The organism is Candidatus Binataceae bacterium (genome assembly GCA_035308025.1).
Lineage (GTDB): Bacteria > Desulfobacterota > Binatia > Binatales > Binataceae > JAJPHI01.
Window position 1 is genome coordinate 1 of sequence record DATGHL010000015.1, and the last position, 9,376, is coordinate 9,376.

Here is a 9,376-nt window from a genome sequence, read left to right on the forward strand (position 1 = left end):
CTCGTCGCAATAGTCCAACGGGACCTCGCCAACCGCACCGCCCAGCGGTCGGCCGAACGTCATCAGAATAACGCGATCATCAAACCGCCGCACGCGTTCCACGACGATCCGCGCTACGGCGGCGACCTTCATCGCGCCGATCTCGCCTGGACGATCTATGCCGCCAGCCGGGGAGTCCCCGCACAACAAATCAGTGACGAGATTCTTTACGCGCGCGATCTCTCAAAGAAAGGCCCACTTGCGCGGCAACTCGATTATGCCGAATGTACCGCACTCAAGGCGTTCACCATTGTTCAAACCCTGATCGTCGAGTTCCGCCGCCGAACCTCGGGGGCTCGCCCTGTCGCGCGGCGCTGGGCCAGGGAAAGAATCCTGTCCGGCGCGCCGCACCGCTCCACGGCTTCGCATCCCGAAACTGTAACCCACCCACACCTCCACCACCCACCAGCATCTTTTCCTCGGCCCCGGATTCGGTTGTGAGGCCGAGGAAAAGATGTTCTTCACGAACCTTCATGGCTGAGCAATTGAGAACGGATTGCGCCCTGGCCTCGCGGCAAGCGGACGCAAAGGAGGAATCACTGCAATGGATGAATGCGTAGTCTGTGGGCGTAAGGTGCCGCGCACCGAAAATTACATCCGGTGCTATCTCTGGGGCGCGTTTGCCACGTTCCATGTATGGCGCTGCTTTGCGACGTACTTGCGCAGCGAAAGTGAGCGCGAGGTGGCAGAATCGTTCACCGACCAGGAAGGAAATAAACAAGAACGCACCGAGTGGCACTCGATTGTCGCCTTCGTCCCGCTCGGCGAAATCTGCGCCGAGCATCTCAAGAAGGGCCGCCAAGTCTTCGTCGAAGGCCGTCTCCGCATAGGACGAAGGGCTGACTCCGTATAGAATGAAGCGCGCAACTGTGCAAGGGCTTCTCAGCCCGGCTCCGCGCTGCGCAGGGTCAGGTCGAGCGACATGAAAATACTGTTCGGGTCGGGCAGATAGTCGGCGAACGGCGGGCACTCCATGAAGCCATGACGTTCGTAGAGCGCGCGGGCAGGCTGAAAATACTCCCACGAGCCGGTCTCGAGGCTGAGGCGCGACATGCCGCTCGCGCGTGCGCTCGAGATGATGTGGCGTAGCATCGCGCTTCCCACACCCTTTCCACGCATCGGCTCGGCAGTATGCATCGATTTGACTTCGCCATGCTCGGCCGAGAGCCGCTTCAGCGCGCCGATGCCCAAAAGTTTTTCCCCGTCCCAGATTGTCCAAAAACAAATATCGGGCGATTGCAGTCCGGTGAGGTCCAAGGCGTGAGCGCTGCCCGGCGCGGTTTCCGCCCGAGCGCTCATCAGATGAATCCTCACGAGCTCGATGACACGCGGATCGCCCAAGTCGCCCCGCAGCATCCTCATCATGCTTAGCTGCTTTCCACGACGTTACCGCACCGTTTTTACAACGGCGTTAGTGCAATTTAGTGCAATATGGACCGCACCTCAACGATAGTGGCGCATCAGACCGACGACGACGCCGCGGATGCGCAGACTCTCTCCGCTGACGTAGATCGGCTCCATCGTCGGGTTGGCGGGCTGGAGACGAACCGTGCCGTTGCCGTCCGGGTAATACTTCTTGACCGTCGCCTCGTCGCCGATGAGCGCGACCACCGTTTCCCCGGAGTTTGCCGTATCCCGGCCCTCGACGATTATATAGTCGCCGTCGCGGATGCCTTCGTCCACCATCGACTGCCCTTTGACCCGCAGGCAGAAAGTGTTGTCGCGCCGCACGAACTCGTCGGGAACCGAGATAGAGTCGCTACCCTCGACCGCCTCGATCGGGATGCCGGCGGCAACCTCGCCGACCAGAGCGAGCCTGCGCACGCCCCCTCCATTCTCAGCCGCCGGAATTTCGAGCGCCCTGCTATGATTGTGCTTGCGCTGGATCAGCCCCTTGGCTTCAAGGTTGTGCAGATGCTTGTGCACCGTGGCGAGCGAGGTGAGACCGAAGTACTGACCGATCTCAGCGAGAGTTGGCGCGTAACCGTTCTCGTTGATATAGAGTCGAAGATAATCGACCATCTGCTTCTGACGTTTGGTAAGTGTCGCCACGTGCGCCGCCTCCTAACTCATTTCAGTTTTATTATGGCGAACGTTGGGCGAAAACACAACAATTTTCTGATGGCTCAAACCGGCCCGCCCTTCGATTGGAACCGCCGCACGCAAGCTCGCCAGCTGTCTATTTCGCGAGGGTCAGGGAGCGCATATTCTCTGATCTTCTGATGGCGAAGTTACGAATTATTTTTGAAAACGGCGAACCAGACCGGATTATCGAATTTGATCCGGCCAAGGCGCCGTTTCATCACGACGGCGAGCCTGGCTCGATTCTGGACGTGATGCTCGGTCACGGGGTTCACCTTGAGCACGCCTGCGGCGGGAACTGCGCGTGCACTACATGTCACGTTATCGTGAAGGCGGGTTTCAGCCTGCTCGGCGAGGCCTCGGAACAGGAAGAGGACCTGCTGGATCGAGCGCCGGGGCTGACCCCGACGTCGCGCCTGGGCTGTCAGGCGCTGATTACGGATCCGTCGGCGGAGATCGTGGTCGTCGTCCCGCGCTTCACGATCAATCAAGTCAGTGAGAGCCAGGGAGACTGATTTTGCGTGCGCGATAAGATGGAAACTCGAGCGACGAGTCGTCCGACCTATCGCGCGCGAATCGAGCGGATCTTCGATCACGCCGACGATGTGCGGTCGTTATTTCTACGGAGGCTCGAAGCGCCGCTGCCGTCATTTGTTCCGGGTATGTTCATTTCGATCGCTATGCCGCTCGGCGATGAAGTCCGCGTCCGTCCCTACACGATTACTTCGAGTCCGGAAGAGCGCGACGCGTTCGAGATAGTGTTTAATCGTGTGCCGGGCGGCGCCGGCGCAGCGTGGCTGTTTGCCCGCCAAGGCGGCGAGGAGGTTGAGTTCACGGGGCCGTTCGGCGCCTTCACGCTTGAGCGGGCGCCCGATGCGGAAACAATCTTTATTGCCGAAAGCACCGCGATCGCGCCGATTCGGCCGATGCTTCGGCGGCTGCTGAAGCAGAGTCCGGCCGCTCGGGTGAACCTGCTTTATTTCGCCGACCGCGCCGATCATCTGCTTTATCGCGAAGAACTCGAAGGACTGCGAGGCGCTCATCCGCAATTCACGCTTTCGATGGAGGTCGTCACGCAAAGTGCGGAATCGAGGTGGGCGGCGATAATCGCGAAAGTCCGGCGGCGCTGGATCGAACGCGACGCCGATCGCTCGCGTCATTTCTATATCTGCGGCGTCGGCGCGGGAGTCCTCGAGTTGCGCGACCTGCTGCGCGCTGCCGGCTACGAACGCCGCGCCATCCGCTACGAGCGCTGGTAATTCTTCGGCAAACTGCGCGCAGCAAATTTGATCTTCAATCGCCGAGTGTGACGATCGTGGCGCCGGCGCCGCCCTGATGCGGCTCCGCCTGCCGAAATGAAGCGCAATACGGCGAAGCGCTCAGATAATCGTGGATCGCTTTCTTGAGCGTGCCTGAGCCGATCCCGTGCGCAACGCGAATTTCGGTCTGGTTGGTCAAATAGGCCTGGTCGAGAAACTCCTCGAGCTTGCGCAGCGCGTCGCTGGTCCGTTCACCGATCAGATTGAGCTCGGCCGCGGCGCTGCTCGGGGTGACGACAGCTACCGTGGGTAGTTGAGTGGAAGGCCGCGGTGGCCCGGCCCGTCGCAGTCGTTCCGGCGCGACCTCGATGCGCAAGCCGCCACGCCCGAAGATGGCCTTGCCGGGCTCGATGGCTAGCAGTTCGCCGCGCAGACCGCCGAGTTCGACCTGATCACCGGCGTGCAGCGCGACCGATTCGGCCGGCGACGCGTCAGTCGTGGGCGCCGCGGCGTCGACCTTCGCAGCGGCGTCGGCGAGCATCCGCGAAAACTCAGAGCGGCCCTTGTTGCGGTTTTTCAACTCAGCCATCAGGTTCGCGCCGTCGCGGCGGATTTCGTCGAGCAAGGCGGCGCCGCCAGCGCGCAGCTCGGCGCGTTCGGCATCGATCCGCGCCTGCGCCTGTTCGATAGTCGCTTCGGCGGCGCGCTCACGATCGGTCAGATGCGCCTCGCGCGCTGCGAGAGCATCGCTGCGCAGCTTGAGGTCGATGCGCTCGGTTTCGAGGCGGCGCAGGGTCTCCGCAAGTTCGGTGCTGCCCGCGGGCATCGCGGCCTCCGCTGCGGCGACGATCGCTTCGGGGAAGCCGAGCCGACGCGCGACCGCAAGGCCGTAGCTCTGGCCGATGGTGTGGGGTTTGAGGCGGTAGAGTGGCTCCAGCCGGGCCTCGTCGAAATCGACCGCCGCGGCGTCGAAGCCGGCGCGCGAATAGGCGTGGAGCTTGACCGCGGTCGAGTGGGTGGCGACCGCCACGATACAATCGCGCGCCGCGAGATAGTCCATCAGGCCGATCGCGAGCGCGGCGCCCTCGATCGGATCGGTGCCGCCGCCCGGCTCGTCAAGGATAACCAGCGCGGGCTCGCGTAGTGAGGTGACGATGTCGGTCAGGTTGACGACGTGGGCGGCGAAGCTCGAGAGGCTGGCGGCGATCGATTGCTCGTCGCCGATGTCGGCGAACACCCCGCCGAAGACCTTGAGCCGGCTGCCGGCGGCGGCCGGAATCAGGATTCCCGCCTGCGCCATCAGTGCGAAGAGTCCCAGGGTTTTGAGCGCGACGGTTTTGCCGCCGGTGTTGGGTCCCGAGATTACGATGCCGCGCTGGCCCGGACCGACGCGAAGATCGATCGGTACTGTTGTGCGTCCGCTGGCGATCAAGAGCGGATGGCGCGCGGCGATCAGTTCGACGCCATCGTCGGCCAGCGTGGGTTCGACGCCGCCGCAGCGTTCCGCAAACTGTGCGCGCGCATTGAGCGCGTCGAGCTCGGTGAGCGCGGTGAAGGTGAGGCCGAGTTCGTGCGCATAGCCGCGGACCATCGCGGAGAGGCGCATCAAGAGGCGGTACTCTTCGGCCGCGGCTTCGCGTTCGAGGAGCATCAAGCGATTGTTCAACTCGACTGCCCACATCGGTTCGACGAATAGCGTTTCGCCCGAGACGGAGCGGTCCTGCACGACGCCGTCGAGGCGCTCGGTGAAGTTCGGCTTGAGCGGCAGCACGAAGCGGCGGTTACGGACGGTAACGATGTAATCCGAGACGAAGGGCGCCATGCCGGAATCGTTGAGGGAACGGCCGAGGCGCGTTTCGAGTTCGAGGCGCTGATCGCGCATCCGCGTGCGCAGCCGTTTGAGCTCCGGGCTGGCGTCGTCGAGCAGGCCGCCGTCGTCGGCGAGTGCGCGCAGCATCGCGTCGGCGAGCTCCTTGGGTGCGACCAGATTGCGCGCCAGCGCGCCGAGCTGGTGCAGCGCCTCGACGCGCGAGCGGAGAAAAGCGGCGGCGGTGCGCGCGACGATGACAAAGTCGCGCAGCTTGACGAGCGCCTCGCCTCCGAGCACGGCGCCTTCGGGCGCAACGGCTAGCATCAGCTCGCGCTGATCGATAAATTCGCCGAGCGGAAGGCCGCCCGCGCGCGCGCGCAATTCGACCAGTTCGGCAGTGGCACGGAGCTGCGCGCGCACCCGCTCAACGTCGGTGGAAGGATGGAGCGCCGCGGCGGCCCGCCGGCCCGGCTCCGAGACTGCGAGTCCGGCGATCAGCGCGACGATTTTGTCGAACTCGAGTGCTTTAAGATCGCGTGCGCGCATATTCTGCCTGGCGTCTCGCTCCTTCGCTCAATCCGGCCACTTAACGATATTATCCCCCCGAGACCACCGAGGAGAGTGAGACGCCAGCATGGAACGCATCGAATCGCGCATCAACCCTAACGATCCGGATTTCCGCAGTAACCGCGCGGCGATGACCGCCCGCTGTGACGAGCTGCGCGCCGAGATCGAGCGCATCCGGCTGGGCGGTCCGGAAACAGCGCGGAAGCGCCACGTCGAGCGCGGCAAGCTGCTGGTGCGCGAGCGTGTGCGCCGGCTGCTCGATCCGGGAAGTCCGTTTCTCGAACTCTCGATGCTGGCGGCGCATGGGATGTACGACGGCGAAGCGCCCGGCGCGAGTATCGTGACCGGAATCGGGCGCATCCAGGGGCGTGAAGCGGTGATTGTCGCGAACGACGCAACCGTCAAGGGCGGCACCTATTATCCGATCACCGTGAAGAAACATCTGCGGGCGCAGGAGATCGCGCTCGAGAACCGGCTGCCCTGCGTCTACCTGGTCGACTCGGGCGGCGCCTTTCTGCCGTTGCAGGCCGAGGTCTTTCCCGATCGTGAACATTTCGGCAGGATTTTCTACAATCAGGCGCAGATGTCGGCGGCGGGACTCGCGCAGGTTGCGATCGTCATGGGCTCGTGCACGGCGGGCGGCGCCTATGTGCCGGCGATGTGCGACGAAAACGTCATCGTGCGCGAGCAGGGGACGATTTTCCTGGCGGGACCGCCGCTGGTGCGCGCGGCCACCGGCGAGGTGGTCAGCGCCGAAGAGCTCGGCGGCGGCGATGTCCATACGCGAATCTCCGGGGTGAGCGATCATCTGGCCGACAACGACGAGCATGCGCTGGAGATCGCGCGCAACGTCTTCGAGAACCTGGGCGCGCGGCGCGATCCGGCTACCGTGCTGGAGCAAGATGCACCGGAAGATCCCTACTACGATCCGGCCGAACTCTACGGAATCATCTCGGCGGATCCGCGCAAACCCTACGAGGTGCGCGAGGTCATCGCGCGGATGGTTGACGGCAGCCGGATGCATGAATTCAAGCCGCGCTACGGCACGACGCTGGTGACCGGATTCGCGCGCATCCACGGTTATCCGGTCGGGATAATCGCGAACAACGGCGTGCTCTTCAGCGAATCGGCGCTGAAGGCGACGCACTTTATCCAGATGTGCTGCGCGCGGCGGATTCCATTGCTGTTTTTGCAGAACATCACCGGCTTTATCGTCGGCAAGCGCTATGAGCAGGGCGGGATCGCCAAGGACGGCGCCAAGATGGTCAACGCAGTGGCGAACGCGCAGGTGCCGAAGTTCACGGTGATCATCGGAGCGTCAAACGGGGCCGGCAATTACGGCATGTGCGGACGCGCCTACTCACCGCGGCTGCTCTTCATGTGGCCCAACGCGCGCATTTCCGTGATGGGCGGAGAGCAGGCGGCGAACACCCTGCTGACCGTGAAGCTCGACCAGCTTGCGCGCGAGGGCGGCGCGATGTCGCCGGCGGAGCAGGCCGAGTTCACCCGGCCGACGCTCGATAAATACGCGCACGAATCGAGCTGCTATTACGCCAGCGCGCGGCTGTGGGACGATGGCGTGATTGATCCGGTCGAGACCCGCGCAACGCTGGCGCTCGGAATTGCGGCCTCACTGAACGCGGGCATTCCGGAGGCGGCGCGGTTCGGCGTGTTCAGGATGTAGCGCTAGCGGAGTCCCGTTGCGGGGCGTCGCGAGCAGGCGAGTCTGCGAGCTGCGTCAAGAATCTTAAGTCAACTTCAGGCGTGGGCCGATGATGGCGGGCCGCTAACTCCTCGCGACCGCGATGCGCTAGGCTGACGCATCGCATCCGCGCACAGGGAGTCGAGTATGAAAGGCTACGGCGTCACCGTTTCTCCAATGTCCGGGATTCCTTATCCGGAGTTCGTGCAACTCGCGCGCGAAACCGAGGACGCCGGATATTGCGGCGTTTTTATTCCCGAGGCCAACAATGACGCGCTGATGTGTTCGTTGAGCGTGGCGAACGCGACCAAGCGCATCACTATCGCCACCTGGATCGTCAATATCTATCTACGCGAGCCGACCTTGTGCGCGGCCGCGGCCGAGATGGTGCAGGACGCGGCGGGCGGGCGCTTCGTACTGGGACTCGGCGTCAGTCATCGGCCGGCGCTCGAAGCGCGGGGCATCGACATGGGCAACGCACGCACGCGGCTGCGTCGCGATACCAACGTGATCCGCGAGGCCTTTCGCGGCGAGATCAACATGTTCGGCATGAAGCTGCGCACGCCGCGCCAGCCGATACCGATCTATTACGCCGCCCTCGCGCTCGAAACCTCCAAGCTCGGCGGCGAGCTCGCCGACGGCCTGATGCTCTATATGTGCTCGCCCGAGCGGATGCGCAAATCGATCGATGCGGCCCGCGCCGTAGCCGGGCATCACGGCCGCAAGCTCGCAGCGGTCACGATGACCTGTGGGGTTCCGGTTTTTCTTCACGACGATCTGAAGACCGCCTATGCGGCGGCGCGGCAGGGCCTCGCGTTTTATGGCGCTCTGCCATTCTATAATCGGATTCTGGCCAAGAGCGGCTTCGCCGCGCCCGCGGCGCGCGTGATTGAGGCCGCACAGCGGCGCGATCCCAAAGCGATGGCCGACGCGATCACGGATGAAATGGCGGACGCCGTCGCGCTGGTTGGCCCGGCCCCGCGTGCGCTCGAGCGGATTGAACAGTATCGCAAGCAGGGCTGCGATGTCCCGATCTTCGCGCCGAATCCAGTCGGCGAAGATTACGGCAGTGCCGTGCGGCGCGTCCTCAAGGCTTTCGCGAAGCTGAATTAGCTCGCCGCGGAAGGAAGTCGATGCGGATTCTGCTGGCTTGCACCGCAACCTACGAACTCTAGAAAAGGCCGTAACAACGCGTAGCGTTGCACCGTTGCAGAGTATGATGCTCCCATTCGGAAGGGGTTCGAGTTATTCAGTAACGATTCCGGGGATCCACTCAGCTGTACCATCAGGATCTTGTATTAGTTCTTCATCGATACATTTGAAGCGGCTTGGTCCTAAGGAAGTGTCATATTTAATGGCGAATCCGTATTCAACGCGGTGGTAGGGAGCCCCCGGACTGACGATACTTAGGCTGAATCTGTTGCCGCCATTGCAGATAAATCTTGACCCGCTTCCTGGTGGAATGTCAGGCAACGCCTCCATAAGCACCCATAAGTTATCCTGAAAAGGACCTGGCTTCCAGTGTTTCCAATCGCTCTGGTAAAATTCTGGGCATGGTCCCAAGCCAGGGTGTTGCAATGGTTGGTTAGAATCGAGCAGAGGAGAATTCCCCGACTCATAGGTGCCCCTCTCACAGACGACTACTACATTTTTCATCCAGAGTAAATTTGGGTTTTTGACGGAAAACGCTATGTAGCGTTCGCTTGTGAAGGGCAAAGGCGAGAGCTCCGGTAGGCTGAAGAATAAGAAATAAAGATGTATAAGTCCAATGAGTCCAAGGTAGTGTCGGTCAAGTGGTGGAAAAGCAGTAAGCATCGGCCAGGCGACGAGTTGAGCGGTTGAAGTATCAACTTGCTATTACGCTGCCTCCGGTTGTTCGCTGATTGTGGTCAGGTCGTGCCAGCCGACGAGGCGGCG

At 62.6% G+C, this 9,376-nt stretch carries 9 protein-coding genes; 6 read left to right on the top strand and 3 right to left on the bottom strand.

What is annotated here, in order from left to right; all coding sequences use genetic code 11:
- A partial coding sequence (locus VKS22_04130) for a hypothetical protein (GenBank protein HLW69791.1) occupies positions 1-480 on the top strand: 480 nt, incomplete at its 5' end.
- Between the two features lie 103 nt (positions 481-583).
- Positions 584-892 carry a single-stranded DNA-binding protein gene (ssb, locus tag VKS22_04135; GenBank protein HLW69792.1) on the top strand — a complete coding sequence of 103 codons (309 nt, stop codon included), beginning with the start codon at positions 584-586 and terminating at the stop codon, positions 890-892.
- Between the two features lie 29 nt (positions 893-921).
- On the opposite strand, the gene VKS22_04140 is transcribed toward ssb, so the two are convergent.
- Positions 922-1,338, bottom strand: coding sequence for a GNAT family N-acetyltransferase (locus VKS22_04140; GenBank protein ID HLW69793.1), 417 nt, complete (start codon positions 1,336-1,338; stop codon positions 922-924).
- Positions 1,339-1,482: 144 nt separating this feature from the next.
- A complete protein-coding gene (lexA, locus tag VKS22_04145; protein HLW69794.1) occupies positions 1,483-2,091 on the bottom strand; it encodes a transcriptional repressor LexA in 609 nt (202 codons plus the stop codon).
- Positions 2,092-2,261: 170 nt separating this feature from the next.
- Here lexA and VKS22_04150 point away from each other — a divergent pair, with 170 nt between their 5' ends.
- Together VKS22_04150 and VKS22_04155 are read left to right on the top strand one after the other, a co-directional pair.
- A complete protein-coding gene (locus VKS22_04150) occupies positions 2,262-2,636 on the top strand; it encodes a 2Fe-2S iron-sulfur cluster-binding protein (GenBank protein HLW69795.1) in 375 nt (124 codons plus the stop codon).
- An 18-nt stretch (positions 2,637-2,654) separates the two neighbouring features.
- Positions 2,655-3,380 carry an FAD-dependent oxidoreductase gene (locus tag VKS22_04155; GenBank protein HLW69796.1) on the top strand — a complete coding sequence of 242 codons (726 nt, stop codon included), beginning with the start codon at positions 2,655-2,657 and terminating at the stop codon, positions 3,378-3,380.
- A 34-nt stretch (positions 3,381-3,414) separates the two neighbouring features.
- On the opposite strand, the gene VKS22_04160 is transcribed toward VKS22_04155, so the two are convergent.
- Complete coding sequence (locus VKS22_04160; protein HLW69797.1) at positions 3,415-5,736, bottom strand: Smr/MutS family protein; 2,322 nt, start codon at positions 5,734-5,736, stop codon at positions 3,415-3,417.
- Between the two features lie 88 nt (positions 5,737-5,824).
- On the opposite strand from VKS22_04160, the gene VKS22_04165 reads away from it, so the two are divergent.
- On the top strand, positions 5,825-7,441 hold the full coding sequence (locus tag VKS22_04165) for a carboxyl transferase domain-containing protein (GenBank protein HLW69798.1): 1,617 nt from the start codon (positions 5,825-5,827) through the stop codon (positions 7,439-7,441).
- A gap of 165 nt (positions 7,442-7,606) precedes the next feature.
- Positions 7,607-8,572 carry an LLM class flavin-dependent oxidoreductase gene (locus tag VKS22_04170; GenBank protein HLW69799.1) on the top strand — a complete coding sequence of 322 codons (966 nt, stop codon included), beginning with the start codon at positions 7,607-7,609 and terminating at the stop codon, positions 8,570-8,572.
- Positions 8,573-9,376 lie beyond the last annotated feature (804 nt).